18 protein-coding genes are annotated in these 19,236 nt (G+C 50.2%); 4 read left to right on the top strand and 14 right to left on the bottom strand.

Going from position 1 to position 19,236, the window contains the following annotated elements; translation table 11 throughout:
- Positions 1-50: 50 nt before the first annotated feature.
- The 4 genes from EDF88_RS08510 to xseB all read right to left on the bottom strand — a co-directional run bounded on the left by EDF88_RS08510 (position 51) and on the right by xseB (position 4,157).
- On the bottom strand, positions 51-1,025 hold the full coding sequence (locus EDF88_RS08510; protein WP_134184049.1) for an aldo/keto reductase: 975 nt from the start codon (positions 1,023-1,025) through the stop codon (positions 51-53).
- Between the two features lie 55 nt (positions 1,026-1,080).
- Positions 1,081-2,943 (bottom strand): 1-deoxy-D-xylulose-5-phosphate synthase, encoded by a 1,863-nt coding sequence (gene dxs / locus EDF88_RS08505; protein ID WP_134184209.1) that lies wholly within the window; start codon positions 2,941-2,943, stop codon positions 1,081-1,083.
- A 71-nt stretch (positions 2,944-3,014) separates the two neighbouring features.
- Positions 3,015-3,914 (bottom strand): (2E,6E)-farnesyl diphosphate synthase, encoded by a 900-nt coding sequence (ispA, locus tag EDF88_RS08500; RefSeq protein WP_064516608.1) that lies wholly within the window; start codon positions 3,912-3,914, stop codon positions 3,015-3,017.
- Positions 3,915-4,157 carry an exodeoxyribonuclease VII small subunit gene (xseB, locus tag EDF88_RS08495; RefSeq protein ID WP_034493701.1) on the bottom strand — a complete coding sequence of 81 codons (243 nt, stop codon included), beginning with the start codon at positions 4,155-4,157 and terminating at the stop codon, positions 3,915-3,917.
- A gap of 206 nt (positions 4,158-4,363) precedes the next feature.
- Here xseB and thiI point away from each other — a divergent pair, with 206 nt between their 5' ends.
- Complete coding sequence (gene thiI / locus EDF88_RS08490; RefSeq protein ID WP_064516610.1) at positions 4,364-5,812, top strand: tRNA uracil 4-sulfurtransferase ThiI; 1,449 nt, start codon at positions 4,364-4,366, stop codon at positions 5,810-5,812.
- A gap of 85 nt (positions 5,813-5,897) precedes the next feature.
- Here the strand turns inward: thiI and yajL are convergent, their stop codons facing one another.
- Positions 5,898-6,494 carry a protein deglycase YajL gene (gene yajL / locus EDF88_RS08485; RefSeq protein WP_064516613.1) on the bottom strand — a complete coding sequence of 199 codons (597 nt, stop codon included), beginning with the start codon at positions 6,492-6,494 and terminating at the stop codon, positions 5,898-5,900.
- Complete coding sequence (gene panE, locus EDF88_RS08480; protein WP_064516615.1) at positions 6,454-7,368, bottom strand: 2-dehydropantoate 2-reductase; 915 nt, start codon at positions 7,366-7,368, stop codon at positions 6,454-6,456. The genes yajL and panE overlap by 41 nt, the downstream gene beginning before the upstream one ends.
- 127 nt (positions 7,369-7,495) lie before the next feature.
- Between panE and EDF88_RS08475 the strand changes: the two genes are divergently transcribed.
- Entirely contained in the window at positions 7,496-7,987 is a 492-nt protein-coding gene (locus EDF88_RS08475; protein ID WP_064516617.1) for a YajQ family cyclic di-GMP-binding protein, read from the top strand.
- Between the two features lie 14 nt (positions 7,988-8,001).
- On the opposite strand, the gene EDF88_RS08470 is transcribed toward EDF88_RS08475, so the two are convergent.
- From EDF88_RS08470 to EDF88_RS08435, 8 genes are all read right to left on the bottom strand, one after another.
- Entirely contained in the window at positions 8,002-9,366 is a 1,365-nt protein-coding gene (locus tag EDF88_RS08470; RefSeq protein WP_134184046.1) for an MFS transporter, read from the bottom strand.
- A gap of 147 nt (positions 9,367-9,513) precedes the next feature.
- Positions 9,514-10,401, bottom strand: coding sequence for a heme o synthase (cyoE, locus tag EDF88_RS08465; protein ID WP_064516621.1), 888 nt, complete (start codon positions 10,399-10,401; stop codon positions 9,514-9,516).
- An 11-nt stretch (positions 10,402-10,412) separates the two neighbouring features.
- Positions 10,413-10,742 carry a cytochrome o ubiquinol oxidase subunit IV gene (locus tag EDF88_RS08460; protein WP_034457975.1) on the bottom strand — a complete coding sequence of 110 codons (330 nt, stop codon included), beginning with the start codon at positions 10,740-10,742 and terminating at the stop codon, positions 10,413-10,415.
- The gene (locus tag EDF88_RS08455; RefSeq protein WP_064516623.1) at positions 10,742-11,356 is read right to left on the bottom strand and encodes a cytochrome o ubiquinol oxidase subunit III; all 615 of its coding nucleotides are present in this window, start codon (positions 11,354-11,356) and stop codon (positions 10,742-10,744) included. The genes EDF88_RS08460 and EDF88_RS08455 overlap by 1 nt, the downstream gene beginning before the upstream one ends.
- Positions 11,346-13,337: a cytochrome o ubiquinol oxidase subunit I gene (gene cyoB, locus EDF88_RS08450; protein ID WP_064516625.1), complete on the bottom strand. Its 1,992-nt coding sequence runs from the start codon at positions 13,335-13,337 to the stop codon at positions 11,346-11,348. The genes EDF88_RS08455 and cyoB overlap by 11 nt, the downstream gene beginning before the upstream one ends.
- Positions 13,338-13,356: 19 nt before the next feature.
- Complete coding sequence (gene cyoA, locus EDF88_RS08445; protein ID WP_134184044.1) at positions 13,357-14,304, bottom strand: cytochrome o ubiquinol oxidase subunit II; 948 nt, start codon at positions 14,302-14,304, stop codon at positions 13,357-13,359.
- Positions 14,305-14,778: 474 nt separating this feature from the next.
- Positions 14,779-16,254, bottom strand: a complete 1,476-nt coding sequence (gene ampG / locus EDF88_RS08440) for a muropeptide MFS transporter AmpG (RefSeq protein ID WP_064516629.1) — start codon at positions 16,252-16,254, stop codon at positions 14,779-14,781.
- Positions 16,255-16,302: 48 nt separating this feature from the next.
- Positions 16,303-16,881, bottom strand: coding sequence for a lipoprotein (locus tag EDF88_RS08435; protein WP_034457986.1), 579 nt, complete (start codon positions 16,879-16,881; stop codon positions 16,303-16,305).
- A 305-nt stretch (positions 16,882-17,186) separates the two neighbouring features.
- On the opposite strand from EDF88_RS08435, the gene bolA reads away from it, so the two are divergent.
- Both bolA and tig read left to right on the top strand, forming a co-directional pair.
- Positions 17,187-17,504 (top strand): transcriptional regulator BolA, encoded by a 318-nt coding sequence (bolA, locus tag EDF88_RS08430; RefSeq protein ID WP_064516631.1) that lies wholly within the window; start codon positions 17,187-17,189, stop codon positions 17,502-17,504.
- Positions 17,505-17,860: 356 nt separating this feature from the next.
- Positions 17,861-19,159, top strand: a complete 1,299-nt coding sequence (gene tig, locus EDF88_RS08425; RefSeq protein ID WP_064516633.1) for a trigger factor — start codon at positions 17,861-17,863, stop codon at positions 19,157-19,159.
- Positions 19,160-19,236: the final 77 nt, after the last annotated feature.

Below are 19,236 nucleotides of genomic sequence, written 5' to 3'. Positions count from 1 at the left end.
TTAAACAACCCTTACACTCTCCTGATGGAGAGTGTAAGTGCATTGAACAGTTACTTGAATCCTACCTTTTCATGCGGTTCGTATACCGTTTCCAGCTCGGCAATCTCTTCAGGTTTCAGCGTTAAATCCGCCGCACCCAGTAAATCATCCAGTTGGTGCTCACGCGAGGTACCAATAATCGGCGCGGCAATCCCCGGCTTACTCAGCAGCCATGCCAGCGCGACCTGCGCCCGTGACACACCTTTATCATCCGCGACATTCGCCAGACGTTCAGCAATCAGCGCATCGTTATCCCGGCTCCCTTCGTACAGCGTTTTACCAAACTCATCAGACACCGAGCGCGCGGTGGTATCACCCCATGGGCGAGTCAACTTGCCGCGTGCAAGCGGGCTCCAGGGGATCACGGCGATCCCCTGTTCGTAGCACAGCGGCAGCATATCGAGCTCTTCTTCACGATAGATCAGATTGTAGTGATCCTGCATGGTGACGAAACGCGCCCAGCCATGTTGATCCTGCAATGCCAGCGCTTGCGCAAACTGGGAGCTGTGCATGGACGACGCGCCGATATAACGTGCTTTACCCGCTTTCACCACATCGTTTAGCGCTTCAAGCGTCTCTTCAATAGGCGTGTTGTAGTCCCAGCGGTGGATTTGCAGCAGATCGACATAATCGGTCCCAAGGCGGCGCAAGCTGTCATCAATCGAACGCAAAATCTGTGCTCGTGACAAGCCTTCAGCCAAATCGCCGACCTGATGGTAAACCTTGGTAGCCAGTACGGCATCTTCGCGGCGCATGAAGTCTTTAAGAGCACGCCCGACAATCTCTTCGCTGCTACCGTCGGAATAGCTATTGGCGGTATCAAAGAAATTAATGCCGTTATCGATGGCGTGTTTGATGATGAGGCGGCTGCTCTCTTCAGGAAGTGTCCAGGCGTGTTTGCCACGGTCTGGCTCACCAAAGGTCATGCAGCCCAGGCAAAGGCGGGAAACTTTGAGGTCTGTTTTTCCTAACGTGTTGTATTGCATACTTCCACTCCAACTATTCAGGTTCCTTTAAGCATAGCAGGAGTGGAGCAGGGGATTATTTAAGCCAGTCGCGGATCTTCGTTTCCATGCCTTGAGCATCAAGCCCAATGGCGGCACGCGCTTCTTCCTGAGTGCCTTGCGGAATAAAGTAATCCGGCAGGCCAATATTCAGCACCGGAACCACTTTACGGTTGACCATCAGCACTTCGTTGACGCCACTCCCAGCACCACCCATGACCGCATTCTCTTCTATTGTCACCAGTGATTCGTGGCTGGCAGCCAGTTCCAGAATCAGCGCTTCATCAAGCGGCTTCACAAAACGCATATCGACCAGCGTTGCATTCAGTGATTGGGCAACGGCTTCCGCTTCCGGCAACAGCGTGCCGAAGTTCAGCAGCGCGACTTTCTCACCAGCGCGTTTCTTCACACCTTTACCGATTGGCAGCGACTCCAGCGGCTGTAATTCAGCGCCAGTACCATTACCTCGCGGATAACGCACCGCCGATGGGCCTGCGTTGTAGTGATAACCGGTGTGCAGCATCTGGCGGCATTCGTTTTCATCACTCGGTGTCATGATGACCATTTCCGGAATGCAGCGCAGGAAGGAGATGTCGAACGCGCCCTGATGGGTTTGGCCATCAGCGCCAACAATGCCCGCACGGTCGATGGCAAATAACACCGGCAACTTCTGGATGGCGACGTCGTGAATCACCTGATCGTATGCGCGTTGCAGGAAGGTCGAGTAAATGGCGACAACCGGTTTGTAACCGCCAATGGCGAGGCCAGCAGCAAATGTAACTGCGTGCTGTTCGGCAATCGCGACATCAAAATATTGCGACGGATACTGGCGTGAAAACTCCACCATACCGGAGCCTTCGCGCATTGCAGGCGTGACAGCCATCAGTTTGTCGTCTTTGGCTGCGGTTTCGCATAACCAGTTACCGAAGATTTTCGAATAGCTCGGCAGGCCGCCCGCCGCTTTCGGCAGCGTGCCGCTTTGCGGGTCAAATTTAGGCACTGCGTGGAAGCTAATCGGGTCTTTTTCAGCAGGCGCGTAGCCACGACCTTTTTTGGTCATGATGTGCAGGAACTGCGGCCCGTTCAGGTCACGCATGTTCTTCAGCGTATTCACCAGGCCAACAACATCATGCCCGTCAACCGGGCCAATATAGTTAAAGCCTAGCTCTTCAAACAACGTTCCCGGAACCACCATACCTTTCAGGTGCTCTTCGGTACGTTTGAGCAGCTCTTTAATCGGCGGTACGCCGGAGAACACTTTTTTCCCGCCTTCACGCAGCGAAGAGTAGAGTTTGCCCGAAAGCAGTTGCGCGAGGTGGTTGTTTAGCGCACCGACATTCTCAGAAATCGACATTTCGTTGTCGTTAAGAATAACCAGCATATTTGGGCGAATGTCACCCGCATGGTTCATCGCTTCAAACGCCATACCTGCGGTGATTGCGCCATCGCCAATGACGCAAACGGTACGACGCTCTTTGCCTTCTTTGCCAGCGGCTACTGCGATACCAATTCCCGCACTGATTGAGGTGGACGAGTGGCCCACGCTCAATACGTCATATTCGCTCTCGGCGCGCCATGGGAAGGGATGCAAGCCACCTTTCTGGCGGATAGTGCCAATTTTGTCACGACGGCCAGTAATGATTTTATGCGGATAAGCCTGATGACCGACATCCCAGATTAACTGGTCAAACGGGGTGTTATACACATAGTGAAGCGCCACGGTCAGTTCTACCGTGCCAAGGCCAGAGGCAAAGTGCCCGCTGGAACGGCTTACGCTATCGAGCAGGTAACGACGCAGCTCGTCACAAAGTTTCGGTAAGCTCTCTTTTGGCAACAGGCGTAGCTCAGGGGCTGATTCCACCAGTGCGAGGGTCGGGTATTTGGCAATATCAAAACTCATTAAGAAACTCATCGTGGTGTTTACCCTTCATCCTTCAAGCCTGCGCCTGAATGCCAAAGGGTAGTTAATAATTATTTATCACGTTGGATTATATAGCTCGCTAACGCTTCCAGTGCGGTAGTGTCTAACGACTGGCGAGCCAGGCCTTCCAGCGCCCTGAGAGAATCCTGGTAGAGATCCCAAGCTTTAGCTTTGGCATTTTCAAGCCCCAACAAGGCCGGATAGGTACTTTTACCCAGATGCTGGTCGGCGCCCTGGCGTTTACCCAATGTCGCGGTATCACCAATAACGTCGAGGATATCGTCCTGAACCTGGAATGCTAGCCCAATGCTTTCAGCATAACGGTCAAGCAACGGCAGGGCGTTACGGCCTGCATCACCTGCGCTTAATGCACCCAGACGAACAGCGGCACGAATTAACGCCCCGGTTTTATGGCGATGAATGCGCTCAAGGCTTTGCAGGTCAACATGCTTACCTTCTGCTTCCAGATCAAGCGCCTGGCCGCCACACATTCCAGCCACGCCACTGGCAGTTGCGAGTTCTTTCACCATCGCCAGCCGGTCTGCAATCGCCACGCCCGCCATTGGTGCATCACTTAGTATAGAAAACGCCAACGTTTGTAGGGCATCTCCTGCCAAAATGGCACTGGCTTCACCGAATTTGATGTGACAAGTCGGTTGCCCACGACGCAAATCGTCGTCATCCATGGCGGGTAAATCATCGTGAATCAATGAATAAGCATGGATACATTCGATTGCCGCAGCAGGTGCATCCAGCGTCTCTTGCGCTATGCCGAACATTTCCCCGGTCGCATAAACCAGGAAAGGGCGCAGTCTCTTGCCACCAAATAGTGCGCCATAGTGCATAGCCTCAACCAGAGGAGTGTTCTGAAACGGTAGCGGTGCCAGAAAACGCAGCAGCGCATCGTTGGCCCGCTCGGCGTGGGCCTGCAACTGATGGTTAAAATCCATTTACTCGTTATCCGGGGTAAAAGGCTTGAGTGGGGCGTCTTCGCTATCGTTTAGCAGGATTTGTACGCGTTGTTCTGCTTGTTGCAGTTTCACCTGACCCTGGCGTGCAAGCTGCACCCCACGCTCAAATTCATTTAACGCCTCTTCGAGCGCTAAATCTCCGCTCTCCAGACGAGTAACAATCTGCTCAAGCTCCACAAGCGCAGTTTCAAAACTGGCTGGGACTTCGGTTTTTTTCGGCATAGTGAATGTCTGACTCTAATAATTTTTGCGACTCTGCAATGGTAGCGGAAACTGACAAGCAAGTAACCATGAGCATGTTGGTTAGCAGAGGTTAGTGATATACTTGCGCGCCTCGGATGCAGCGGCAACTCGCCGTTGCAGTTCTTTAAGTCTTCCAGCCCGCATGATTCATATTATGCCTGGCTCATCAACGAATCTAAGCCGCCATGAAGTTTATCATTAAATTGTTCCCGGAAATCACCATCAAGAGTCAATCTGTGCGCATACGCTTTATTAAGATGCTCACCGGGAACATTCGCAACGTTTTAAAACACTACGATGAAGATCTGGCGGTTGTTCGCCACTGGGACAACATTGAAGTTCGCGCTAAAGATGAAAATCAGCGCATCGCCATTCGTGAAGCGTTGACCCGCATTCCCGGTATTCACCACATTCTGGAAGTTGAAGATGTGCCGTTTACCGACTTGCACAATATCTTCGAACAGGCGCTGGAGCTTTATCGCGATCAACTGGAAGGCAAAACCTTCTGCGTGCGTGTAAAACGTCGTGGTAAACATGAGTTCAGCTCAATTGAAGTTGAACGTTATGTTGGTGGCGGCCTGAATCAACACATTGAATCTGCGCGCGTAAAACTGACTAAACCAGAAGTTACCGTTAATCTGGAAATCGAAAACGATCGCCTGCTGCTGGTTAAAGGCCGCTATGAAGGCATCGGCGGTTTCCCGATTGGCACGCAAGAAGATGTGCTGTCGCTGATTTCCGGCGGTTTCGACTCCGGTGTTTCCAGCTACATGCTGATGCGTCGCGGTTGCCGCGTGCACTATTGCTTCTTCAACCTCGGTGGTGCTGCGCACGAAATCGGCGTTAAACAGGTTGCTCACTATCTGTGGAACCGTTTTGGCAGCTCCCACCGTGTGCGCTTTGTGGCGATCAACTTTGAACCTGTTGTTGGCGAAATCCTCGAGAAAGTCGAAGACGGCCAGATGGGCGTGGTGCTTAAGCGTATGTTTGTGCGTGCTGCGTCCCGTGTTGCTGAACGCTACGGCGTGCAGGCACTGGTAACCGGCGAGGCGCTGGGCCAGGTTTCCAGCCAGACGCTGACCAACTTGCGTTTAATCGATAATGTTTCTGATACGTTGATTCTGCGCCCGCTTATCTCTCACGATAAAGAGCACATCATCGATCTGGCTCGTGAAATTGGTACAGCCGACTTTGCGCGTACCATGCCGGAATACTGCGGTGTTATCTCGAAGAGCCCAACCGTTAAAGCGGTGAAAGCGAAGATTGAAGCTGAAGAAGCCAACTTTGACTTCTCCATCCTCGATCGCGTGATTGAAGAAGCCAGCAACATCGATATCCGTGAAATCGCCAATCAGAGCAAAGAAGTCGTTACGGAAGTTGAAACCGTTGATGCATTTGGCCCGAATGACGTGCTGCTGGATATCCGTTCTATCGACGAGCAGGACGATAAGCCATTCAAACCAGAAGGTGTGGAAGTGGCATCAATGCCGTTCTACAAGCTGAGCACTGCATTTGGCGATTTGGATCAGAGCAAAAACTATTTGCTGTGGTGCGACCGCGGTGTGATGAGTCGTTTGCAGGCGCTGTATCTGCGTGAGCAAGGTTTTGAGAACGTGAAGGTTTATCGCGCTTAATCAGTTGGCGGGTTGCGTTCTGCATACCCGCTCAATAACTGCTTCACGTAGGTCGGATTAGCCAAAGCGACATCCGACAACACGTTTACTGATAATCCCTGTAGCTATAAATTCCCGCTGCCAATACCAATTGCTGTGACACCTCATGGGCTTTTTCACGGCTCACCAGCAAGTCGATAATCTTCAGCGCAAAATCAATGGCTGTACCTGGCCCCTGGCTGGTTAACAGGTTGACGCGCGGATCCCACACAATACGCTTATCCTGCCACTGAGCTTCGGGAATCGTCTCTTTCAGCCCTGGAAAGCCAGTCATATTTGCAATCGGGAAAAGTTCATGCGGAACCAATACCGTACCGGCTGCGGCACAAATCGCGGCCACAATGCGGCCTGAAAGATGGAACTGGCGCACGGTTTCAACCAGTAGTGGGCTGTCGCGGAAACATTCCGCACCTTTTAAGCCGCCCGGCAACACGATGATATCGAACTCACCGTCCGCCACTTCAACCAGCGGCGCGTCAGCCAGTAGTTTTACCCCACGCGAGCAGGTAATCGTCAGATCCCCATCGCTGGCAACGCTTGCTGTGGTAACGCTAATACCGCCACGGACCAGAAGATCGATAGTGGTGACGGCTTCGGTCTCTTCAGTCCCAGGAGCCAGACAAACCAGTGCTCGAGCGCTCATATTCATTCTCCTTACGCTTTATTTGCTCATACAAGCGGCTGTTCACCGGCACTGAAAGGCCATGGGCGCGCGCGCGTTGCAGTAAATAACCAGTAATGTAATCAATCTCGGTGTGGCGTTCGACCCGCACATCCTGAAGCATCGACGAGATGTTTTCCGCCGTGCTTTCGATAACTTCGCCGACATAATAAATCAAGTCTTCAGGCGTCGTATGGTGACCTTCGCGTTCCATTACCATAGCGACTTCGTGGCAAATATCGCTGACTTCATTTTGATGCTGGCGTAAATCACCATTCGGGCAATTGTAGAGTGCGGTGAGAGGGTTAATCACGCAATTTACCGCCAGCTTCTTCCAACTGGCAGGCAGGATGTTGTCGTGCCAGGCTATTTCGGGCAACACATTGTGCAGGGTATCGGCGAGATAGCTGAAATTGTGGCCCGCCGCGTTTCCTGGCCCAATATGCGTTATGCCATTGGCGACGTGAATAATCACGTTACCGTCGCGGCGTGCGGCGTGTGTGGTGACGCCCAGTAAAATGGGTTGATGTATGCTGCGTAACTCTTCGAGCGTCCCCATACCGTTGTGGAGCAGCAGAATTGGGCTGTTTGCCGGGAGTCTTCCCACCAGGACTTTTACAGCGCCAGAAACCTGCCATGCTTTAAGTGTCACCAGCAACAAATCACTGTTGGCGAGAAAATCAGGATCGTTGGCGATAAGCGTTTGGTTGAACACGCTACCATCGGTTTCAACCAGATTGACATGGCAAAAAGGTTGCGGCACGCGCAACCATCCCTGGACTTCATGTCCTTGCTTAAAAAGCGATGCCAGCCAGAGTTGGCCGAGCGCACCGCAACCTAGCACGGTGATTTTCATTTTGCCTCCTGGCAGCAGATGTTTTGCTTAATCTATATTATACAGGGCTCTCTCGTGCTTTAACGGGTTGTTTTGCGCGGCCCAGCAGGTATTATGCAACGCAACAAAAAGAGAGGGAGAAGAAAGCATGCCATCTTTTGACATTGTGTCTGAAATTGATATCCAGGAAGTGCGTAACGCGATTGAAAACGCGGAACGTGAGGTTGCTACTCGTTTTGACTTCCGTAATGTGCCGGCAACATTTGAACTGAATGAGAAAAATCAGTCCATCAAAGTTGCCAGCGAGTCTGACTTCCAGGTCAACCAACTGTTGGATATTCTTCGTGCCAAGCTGCTTAAGCGCGGTATCGAAGGGGCTTCAATTGATGTGCCGGAAGAGTTCGTGCACAGCGGTAAAACCTGGAGCGTTGAAGCGAAGCTCAAGCAGGGCATTGAATCGACTATCGCCAAGAAAATTGTGAAGCTGATTAAAGACAGCAAAACAAAAGTTCAGGTGCAGATTCAGGGCGAAGAGCTGCGTGTAACCGGCAAATCTCGCGACGATTTACAGGCCGCAATGGCGCTGGTTCGTGGTGGTGATTTGGGGCAACCGTTCCAGTTTAAAAACTTCCGCGACTGATTTTTAAAGGGGCTTTACGCCCCTTTCACCAACTGTTCAATCTCAAATCGATTCGTTAGCTTACTGTCTATCTTCACGTAGGCGCTGCGTTCCTGCGCGATAATATTCACGTCACTCACACCATGTTGAGCCAGCAAACGCTGTTTTAGTGATTCGTCTGCGGTTACATCTTCTGGTAGTTCAATTCGCAGGCTTGCCACATACGGCGGCTCAGTCATAGTGCTACTTACCAGTAGCCACACCATTGCCAGCAATGCGCCCATCAAGAATACCGTCTGTGAATCAAATAATCCGTCAATCCATCCGCCCAGTGAACCGCCAATGGCTACGCCTAAAAACTGGCTGGTGGAATAAATCCCCATCGCCGTGCCTTTGTAACCTGCCGGAGATTCCTTGCTGATAAGCGACGGTAAAATAGCTTCCATTAGGTTAAAGGCGAGGAAGAACAATTGGACACCCAACACCAGTTCCCAGAAGTGCGGGCCGGAACCCCACAGGACAATTTCAGCGATAAGTAGTAATGCAACACAGCCGACAAACACGCGTTTCATACGGCGTTTTACTTCCGCATAAATGATAAATGGCACCACCGAAGCAAAAGCTATCAGCATAGTGCAAAGGTAAACTTTCCAGTGCTCAGACGCCGGGAATCCAGCCTGTTCGAGTTGACCTGGGAGTGCGACAAACGTCGACATCAGCATGATGTGCAGGCACATGATGCCGAAGTTCAGTTTCAGTAGTTTTGGTTCGGCCAGCACTTTGCTAAAGCAGCCTTTCACCATGCCGGACTCACGGTTCAACACATGATTTTTGGTGTTTGGTACCACCCAGAGGGTGATTAAAATGCCGCAACTTGCCAATACGGCAATCATCCAGAACAGTGCGTTTAAGCCGAGGCTATGAGTGATGATTGGGCCAAGTACCATGGCGATGGCAAAGGTGACGCCGAAGCTCACGCCGATAAAAGCCATAGCTTTGGTACGATTCTGTTCGCGGGTTAAATCCGAAAGCAGTGCCATTACAGCCGCAGCAATTGCACCTGAGCCTTGCAATGCACGGCCAAGAATAACGCCCCAGATAGAGTCAGACAGCGCTGCTATTACGCTACCAAGCACGAAAATCAGCAAGCCGCCGATAATTAGCGGTTTGCGGCCAATGCGGTCGGAAAGCAGACCAAAAGGAATCTGGAAGACAGCTTGAGCAAGGCCATAGATGCCGATGGCAATACCAATTAGCGCTTCACTGGCACCATGTAGCGCCATTCCGTAAGTAGTAAGAACCGGTAGCACCATAAACATGCCGAGCATGCGCAGTGAAAATACCGTGCCTAAACCCCACGTCGCACGTAACTCGACGGGCGTCATTTTGTAATCGTTCATTACCACCTCAGATAAAAAGCAGGCCTTAGTGTAGTGCGTGGGCAGGGGAGGGTAAATGGCTGGTTGTTTAATAAATATTACAATGTGGAATGCTTGATGGCATTAATAAAAAAGGGCGCAATTGCGCCCTTTTATGAGGTTCATAACTTACCAGACGTAAGTCATAAGATTTTGTGAATCTGGCACCATGAAATCGACCGACATCATCACGCTTAATGAGGTGATAGCAACGATTGAAAAGACGAACAATTTGCGCGCCCAGACTTTATCGTCTTCCACTTTATAACCACGTAATGCCATGCCCAACCACCAGACACTGACGGCGGCAGCTACAACCAGATATTTCCATCCGGCATAACCACCCAGCGACAGCATCAACGTTGCGACAGCAAAAGCGATGATATAAACCGTGATGTGGTTTTTGGCGACTGAAATCCCTTTAACCACCGGCAACACCGGAATGTTGGCGGCCTGGTAATCTTTAAAGCGGAAGATAGCAATCGCGTACGAGTGCGGCATCTGCCACAGGCTAAAGATAGCCAGCAGGATTAAAGCACCGGCATCAAATTCATTGGTTACAGCGCAGTAACCAATAACCGGCGGTGCAGCACCTGACAGGCTGCCAATTAACGTGCCGTAGACGGAGTGGCGCTTCATGTACAGGCTATAAACGCCGACATAAACCACAAAGCCCATCACACCTAACCACATGGCCAGCGGGTTAGCACCAAACCACAGCAGCATGAAGCCAGCAATACCCAACAAGGTGGCGTATACCAGCGAGGTTTTCGGCGCAATCAGGCCTTTGACCAGAACCCTGTTCTTGGTTCTCTCCATCTTGCGGTCGATGTCGCGGTCAATGAAGTTGTTATAGACACAACCCGACGCCACGACCAACGACACCCCAACAAGGGTGGATATAAACAGGGAATAATCAATACTGCCCTTTGAGGCCAGTAAAAATCCGCCAATGACAGAAATTAAATTGCCGAAAATAATTCCTGGTTTAGTTACTTGTAGGTACCGCTTCATCATATAGGCTGCTCTTAGTGAACCATCATGTTCTGGTTGAGGTTCCACATAATCCAGATAGAGCCGACCACCAGAATGGCTATTATCAGCGCAGTAAAGGCAAAGGCCACCAGGTTCCAACGCTCCTCAGAAGAGGTGTTCATGTGCAGGAAGCACACCAGGTGAACCAAAATCTGTACCACAGCACTTACCAGCACCACGCCAAGAATTACGGCGTGAGACGCTGTACCTGTCATAACCATCCAGAACGGGATTGCCGTCAGGATGATCGACAGGATAAAACCAGTCATATAGGTTTTAACGCTACCGTGGTGGGCGCCAGCGTGTTCATTTGAATGACTCATTACATCGCCCCCATCAGATAAACAACCGAGAATACGCAGATCCATACCACATCCAGGAAGTGCCAGAACAAGCTCAGGCACATCAGGCGAGTACGGTTAGCACTGGTCAAGCCGCGACGGTAAACGTGGAACATCATCAACGCCATCCAGACCAAACCAGAAGTTACGTGCAGACCGTGCGTACCAACCAGGGCAAAGAAGCCTGACAGGAAGCCGCTACGATCCGGACCGAAACCTTCTTTGATCAGGTGATGGAATTCATAGATTTCCATCGCGACGAAGCCCGCACCAAACAGGAAGGTCAGCGCAAGCCAGGAGATAACCTGGCTCTTGTTGCCTTTGTTCATGGAGATGATCGCCATGCCGTAGGTGATGGAGCTGAACAACAGCAGAGCAGTTTCAACCAGCACAAATGGCAGTTCGAAAATGTCTTTCCCTGCCGGGCCGCCGGCGGTGCCGTTCACCAGAACGGCATAGGTAGCAAACAAGCAACAGAACAGAATGCAGTCGCTCATCAGGTAGATCCAGAAACCAAAGACTTTATTGGTTCCTGCATCGTGATGCCCATGCTCTGCGGCGTGGGCGTTAGCGTGAGTGAGAGTTTCAGTTGACATTTTTCAGCCCTGCTTTGGTAATTTCATCGAAGTGCTGGTTTTCCAGTTTTTCGACTTCCGCAACCGGAACGTAGTAATCCACATCTTCGTCGAAGCTTTTCGCAATCCAGGTGATGATGATGCCGGCAAAGCCAACAATCGCCAGCCACCAGATGTGCCAGATCATCGCGAAACCAAACACGGTAGCGAACGCGGCAATAACGATGCCTGCTGCGCTGTTACGTGGCATATGAATTTCTTCATAATGCGTTGGCTGTTTGTACGCTTCACCTTTCTCTTTCATTTCCCAGAATGCATCACGTTCATGAACGTGTGGCAGGTGGGCAAAGTTGTAGAACGGAGGAGGAGAGGAAGTTGACCACTCCAGCGTACGGCCACCCCATGGGTCACCTGTCAGGTCACGATTCTGCTCACGGTCACGGATTGAGACGTAGAACTGAATCAGCTGGCACAGGATGCCCAGAGCAATCAGCCCTGCACCACAAGCTGCAACAACCAGCAGAGTGTGGAACTGCGGATCAATCTGCTGGCTCAGGCGACGGGTCATACCCATGAAGCCCAGCACGTACAGCGGCATAAATGCCACGAAGAAGCCGATGATCCAGAACCAGAATGCGCGCTTGCCCCAGGTTTCGTTCAGCGTGAAGCCGAAGGCTTTTGGCCACCAGTAAGTCAGGCCTGCGAAGCAACCGAACACTACACCACCGATAATCACGTTATGGAAGTGAGCAATCAGGAACAGGCTGTTGTGCAGTACGAAGTCAGCACCCGGAACCGCTAACAGAACACCGGTCATGCCACCGATAGAGAAGGTGACAACGAAGCCAATAGTCCACAGCATCGCGGAGTTGAACACGATACGGCCTTGATACATGGTGAACAGCCAGTTGAAGATCTTCACCCCAGTCGGGATGGCGATAATCATGGTGGCGATACCGAAGAAGGCGTTTACGTTCGCGCCGCTTCCCATGGTAAAGAAGTGGTGCAGCCAAACGATGAACGACAGTACCGTAATCGCGATGGTCGCCCACACCAGAGAGGTGTAACCGAACAGGCGTTTTTTCGAGAATGTTGCAACCACTTCTGAGAACACACCAAACACCGGCAGCACCAGGATATAAACTTCCGGGTGGCCCCATGCCCAGATGAGGTTGATATACATCATCATGTTGCCACCCATATCATTGGTAAAGAAATGGGTGCCAAGGTAGCGGTCAAGGGTTAACAGTGCGACGGTCACGGTGAAGATTGGGAATGCCGCGATAATCAGTACGTTGGTGCATAGTGAAGCCCAGGTAAATACCGGCATTTTGAACATAGTCATGCCAGGTGTACGCATGTTCAGGATAGTAACGAAGAAGTTAATACCCGTTAATGTCGTACCGATACCTGAGAGCTGTAGTGCCCATATCCAGTAGTCGACGCCGACCCCCGGACTGTACTCTATGCCCGATAGCGGCGGATAAGCCACCCAACCGGTTTGCGCGAATTCACCAACCCCAAGAGACAGGTTAACCAGCACCACACCCACAACGGTGAACCAGAAGCTCAGGTTGTTCAGGAATGGGAAGGCTACGTCACGCGCACCAATCTGCAACGGCACGACAACGTTCATCAGGCCGATAACAAATGGCATCGCCACGAAGAAGATCATAATTACGCCGTGGGCGGTAAAGATCTGGTCGTAGTGATGAGGTGGCAGGAAGCCTGCTTCTCCGGCGGAGGCCAGAACTTGCTGGCTACGCATCATGATGGCGTCTGCAAAGCCACGCAGAAGCATGACGATTGCGACAATCACGTACATTATGCCGAGGCGTTTGTGGTCAACCGAAGTGAACCACTCTTTCCATAAATATTCCCACTTACCGAAGTAAGTGATAGCTGCAACTAGCGCCAGTCCCCCGACGAGAATTGCTGCCACCGTAACCATGATAATGGGTTCATGGTATGGGACTGCATCCAGTGTAAGTTTTCCGAACATCGTATTATTCCTCGGCCCCTTAGTGAGAGGTTTCCGCGTGACTCATGTCCATGCCTTCCATTCCTTCATGCGTTGCGTGCTCGCCTTCCGGTTGGGTCATGTCCATGCTCTTCCCGTGTCCCATGAATTTGTTAATAACGTCTTTAAACAAATCTGGCTTAACAGCGGAGAAGTATTCGACTTTGTTGTATTCGCTAGGCTGCGCCAGTTTCTCGTAAGTCGCCATATCGTTCATGACTTCTGGAGATTGTTTAGCTTTAGCAACCCATTGGTTAAAGGTGTCCATATCTGGGGTGGCGATTGCCTTGAACTTCATCCCAGAGAAACCTTTACCGCTGTAGTTAGACGAAATACCGTCGTAGGTGCCTGCTTCATCAGCAATCAGGTGCAATTTGGTCTGCATACCTGCCATTGCGTAGATTTGGCTGCCCAGGCGCGGAATAAAGAAGGAGTTCATCACTGAGTTAGACGTGATTTTGAATTCCACCGGGGTGTTGGCTGGGAAGGCGATTTCATTCACCGTAGCAATACCTTGCTCTGGATAGATGAAGAACCATTTCCAGTCCATGGCGATAACTTCGATGGTCACCGGCTTCGCATCATGAACAAGCGGTTTGCTTGGCTCAAGAGCGTGTGTGGTTTTCCAGGTTAGTACCGCGAGGAAGATGACGATAAGGATAGGAATCGTCCAGACCACAGCTTCAACTTTGTTCGAGTGCGACCAGTTGGGGCTGTATTTGGCGTTTGTGTTTGAAGCACGATACTTCCAGGCAAAACCGATAGCCATTGCGATAGCGGGTATTACTACTATCAACATCAGCCCGATAGCTGTCAGTATCAATGAACGTTGTTCCAGTCCAATTTGTCCTTTGGGGTCCAGAAGTGCAGAATCACAGCCACTCAGTAAAAAAGTGCCTGTAATTAATGCCATCCATCCCAAACTTTTATTGTATTTCCTGAGTCTCATTTAACGACCTCAATTCCGGGGAGCTCTAATTGTCGTTTAAAGTGTGAAGGCATTTTACGGGAAGGTTACATTACTGTAAACATGAATGGCGTAGTGTCAGTGTGGTGTTACCGGGTTCTGCCGACAATGTCACATAGAATGCAACAAACTGTAAAATATCGAGATAGCCCGCAACCCTGCTGGGTTATAACGAAAACCTATGTTGCTATAAATAGTACAGGTTAATTGGTATAACCAATCATTTTACTAAACATAAATTTAACAAAATAGCATCAATTAACAAACGAAATGAGCTGCAAATTATTTGACCGGCTCGCTGAATCGGTTAAAGGTGCGAAGAAAATAATTTTCCTGCTAATAATGCAAAAAAACTGGCTTGCTTTCGCCAATTAATTCATCACATCAATATTTGCGTGTTAATCGAACGATATAGTTACTAAGCGAAATTTATTATTTTTATTAATCTGACGAATTTTACACTAAAGCTGATTTTCGCAACGCCAGATAATCAAGTATCCCTCCGAGTAAAATCCCACCAACTGCAAACAACGCTCCCCACTCCAGGAACTGAATGTTGAACGCCCAGTTTGTCAGGCCTGTCGCATTGGTAATTAATACCACCAGCCATACAGCTAAGAGGGCACAACCTAACATCAATGCCTGAAGCGCTATACGATAAGCGGAAGAAAATTCGCTTCGCGGAATGAAACTATCGTTATTCTGGGTGTATTCCAGCGTTGTTTTGCAAACCAACAGCAACAGAATGCCTGGAACAGCGGCAATAACAGAGAATAAATAAAAAGTAGGCCAACCTTGCGCTTCAACAAACCAACCGGCAATCGGGCCAACATAAACGCGGCCTACTGCGGATAATGCTGAAAGCAGCGCAAACTGAGTGGCTGAAAACGATTTATTGCACAGTGTCATCAACAGCGCGACAAATGCCGCTGTACCCATGCCACCGCAGAGGTTTTCGAAGAAGACGGCTGCTGCCATGCTGAACATATTCTTATCGGTAATCGAAAGAAGCCAGTAACCAGCATTAGAGACACCCTGCAAAATGCCAAAGATCAGCAATGCGCGGAACAGTGACAGGCGCTGCATTAAAATGCCGCCGTAGAGTGCGCCAATGATTGTGGCAATCAAACCCAGTGTTTTATTCACCATACCGACTTCACCGGCATCAAAACCTACGCCGCGGATCAAAAATGTGGTCGTCAAACTCATGGCGAACGCATCCCCGAGTTTGTACAATACAATCAGCAGCAGAATGAGCCACGCATTGTTGCGGCCAAAGAAATCACGCAGTGGAGCGACCACAGCTTGTTCAAGGCTTTTTGGGACCGGAATGGCATCGGTGGGCTCTGGAGCTAGCAATGTAGCGATGATACAAGGCAGCATCAATGCGGCCATCAACCAGTACATGCCTTGCCAGCCAAGGTATCTATCCGCAAGCCAGAGCGCTAAACCACCCGATACCAGCATTGCCAGGCGATAACCCAACACACTGATTGCTGCACCCGTGCCGCGTTCCTCAGCCGGAAGAACATCCGTTTTCCACGCATCAAAGACGATATCTTGAGATGCCGAGCAGAAAGCAATGACAACAGCCAATGCTGCCATCCAGCGTAACTGCGAGCCGGGTTCAAGGAAACCCATACCTGCAATAGCAACCAGCAACAGAATTTGGGTGATCAGCAACCAACCACGACGACGCCCAAGCAGCGGCGGCGTGTATCTGTCCATAATCGGCGACCACAGAAACTTAAATACATAGGCTTGCCCGACAAGCGAGAAGAAACCAATGGTTTTAAGATCAATGTTCTCGACCGTCATCCATGCTTGTAGCGTGCCGGAGGTGAGGGCGAGTGGAAGACCGGATGCAAAACCTAAAATCAAAAGGATGGCTGACTTAGGTTGTTGGAAGAGACGCAGATAGTGATTGGGCATACTTTGCTCTACAGCCAGCCCGCATGACGCGGGCTGGTGGGGTATTGATTAACGAGCGTTCTGCTTAATAAAGTCGTGAACGCTGGTGTCCTGAGCCATATCAGCAATGGTATCAGTCAATACGGAGTTCACCGCGTTGGCGATATTCTTGTTGGTGGCCTGGAACGCCCCTTCTACGTTATAGCTAGAACGGTAGTTTTTGGTCATCTTGTTGCCATTTTTCGCTGTCGCAATGATCACGATGTCAGCTTTAGTGGCGATGTTGTAGCGCACGCTGCCCTGAGACACGTCAGCAAACAACTGGTTTACGATGATTTGCAGATCAACCGGGCTGTTTGGTCCAACCATGTAACCACGAGCAGTCATCTGTTTTTCCAGCACTTCTTGCAGCAAGAAGCGCAGGTCACGAGATGGAGTCAATGTAACCAGTTGGTTATCACGAGTGACTTTAGCCAGAGCCTGGTCTTTACGTTGATCTGCACCGTTGATGCTGACAGTCACACCCATCAAGCTTGGGTCTTGCTGTGGCAAGCTAATGGTTGGAGAAACATCAATGGTAGTAGGTGGTGTTGCACAGCTGGCCAGCATAAATACGGCGACCAACGGGAATAATAGTTTTTTTAACATGTTCGCTATCTCAATGTACTCAAGGGGCAGGCAGATAAAAAATCACGCCATCATAACACTGCGGTTGCCCAGGGGAAGTAGTTAACGCACGTAATTTCATCGCGTTGCGCTTTTTCTGAGCGGTTGCAAAGCTATCTGACCACTTTGCCCTCGATTAGTGCCGTAATCACATTAATCTACAGGGGCTTGGCTTAGAAAATCAGACGAAAGCTAAATAATTGTTGTAATTCCGTTATTAAAACGGCTAAAAGCGGCTAACATTTAAAGGGATGAGTGGCATCTCTACGTAGTCGAGGAGAAAGTTCATGATGATGCGCGAGCAAATAGAATCAAAATTAAGGGCAGCGTTTGAACCCGTGATCCTGGAAGTTGCGGATGAAAGCTATCGTCACAATGTCCCGGCAGGTTCAGAGAGTCATTTCAAAGTGGTTCTGGTCAGCGACCGTTTTGTGGGTGAGCGTTTTTTAAATCGTCATCGTATGATTTATGGCACTTTGAGTGCAGAACTCTCGTCAACTGTGCATGCGCTGGCACTGCATACCTACACCATTAAGGAATGGGAGGGGTTGCATGACACTCTTCTTGCCTCCCCACCTTGCCGTGGAGCAGGGTCAATCGCCTGAAGTTAACCTTCAGACTTGCAACTGAGGGAACTTTTCCTTTATGTTGCGGTATATGAATCGTGTTTTATAAAACGGCCTGCGGGCCGTTTTGTTTTGTCTGAAATAGCCCTCGTTATTCCAGGGTTTGGGCAAAAAATCCAAAAGAACTGTGAAAAGGGCCGCAGCAACACTGTGTTGCCGTTCTCGACTCACCTTGGTGATGCCGCTATAATGCTGCGTCTTATTTTTCGGAATGTCTTCGGGACGATTCTGACGACAGGGAATGTGATTCTGATACAGAAGGCATCCCGGTTCTGCGGAGTGCAAATGAGCGCTTCCAGAGTTGACCGAGCACTGTGATTTTTTGAGGTAACAAGATGCAAGTTTCAGTTGAAACCACTCAGGGCCTTGGCCGCCGTCTCACGATTACTATCGCTGCAGACAGCATCGAAACCGCTGTAAAAAGCGAGCTGGTCAACGTGGCAAAGAAAGCCCGTATCGACGGTTTCCGTAAAGGAAAAGTGCCGATGACTGTTATCGCACAACGCTATGGCGCTTCTGTTCGCCAGGACGTGTTGGGCGAATTGATGAGCCGCAACTTTGTTGAAGCGATCATCAAAGAAAAAATCAATCCAGCTGGCGCACCGAACTACGTTCCAGGCGAATACAAACTGGGCGAAGACTTTACCTACGCGGTTGAGTTTGAAGTGTACCCAGAAGTTGAGCTGCAGGGTCTGGAAGCAATCGAAGTTGAAAAACCGGTTGTTGAAGTGACTGACGAAGACGTTGATGCAATGCTGGACACCCTGCGTAAGCAACAGGCGACCTGGAAAGATTCAGACGCTGCTGCAACTGCAGAAGACCGCGTAACTATCGATTTCACCGGTTCTGTAGACGGCGAAGTATTCGAAGGCGGCAAAGCATCTGACTTCGTGCTGGCAATGGGCCAGGGTCGTATGATCCCAGGTTTTGAAGACGGTCTGGTTGGTCACAAAGCTGGCGAGGAATTCACTATCGAAGTGACCTTCCCAGAAGATTACCATGCTGAAAACCTGAAAGGTAAAGCGGCTAAGTTCGACATCGTTCTGAAGAAAGTAGAAGAGCGTGAACTGCCAGAATTTACTGAAGAATTCATCAAGCGTTTCGGCGTTGAAGATGGTTCTGTAGCTGGTCTGCGTACCGAAGTTCGTAAAAACATGGATCGTGAGCTGAAAGGCGCAGTGCGTAACCGCATCAAGTCTCAAGCAATCGACGGTCTGGTTAATGCGAACAACATCGACGTTCCAGCAGCACTGATCGACAGCGAAATCGACGTTCTGCGTCGCCAGGCTGCTCAGCGTTTTGGTGGCAACGAGAAACAAGCGCTGGAACTGCCACGTGAACTGTTCGAAGAACAAGCTAAACGTCGTGTAGTTGTTGGCCTGCTGCTGGGCGAAGTAATTCGTACCCATGAGCTGAAAGCTGACGAAGAACGCGTTAAAGGTCTGATCGAAGAAATGGCTTCTGCCTACGAAGATCCGACTGAAGTTGTAGAATTCTACGGCAAAAACAAAGAACTGATGGACAACATGCGTAATGTTGCTCTGGAAGAACAAGCTGTTGAAGCTGTTCTGTCTAAAGCGAAAGTGACTGAGAAAGCCACTAACTTTAGCGAACTGATGAACCAGCAAGCGTAAGCATAATTTTTGGCATCATCGCCAAAATATTGCTGCATCAAGCCCGTCACCTACTGGTGGCGGGCTTTTTTTATCAG

Source organism: Buttiauxella sp. BIGb0552, assembly GCF_004366275.1.
Classification (GTDB): domain Bacteria; phylum Pseudomonadota; class Gammaproteobacteria; order Enterobacterales; family Enterobacteriaceae; genus Buttiauxella; species Buttiauxella gaviniae.
Note: the sequence above shows the minus strand (reverse complement) of the source record. Positions and strands in the feature narration are given on the sequence as shown.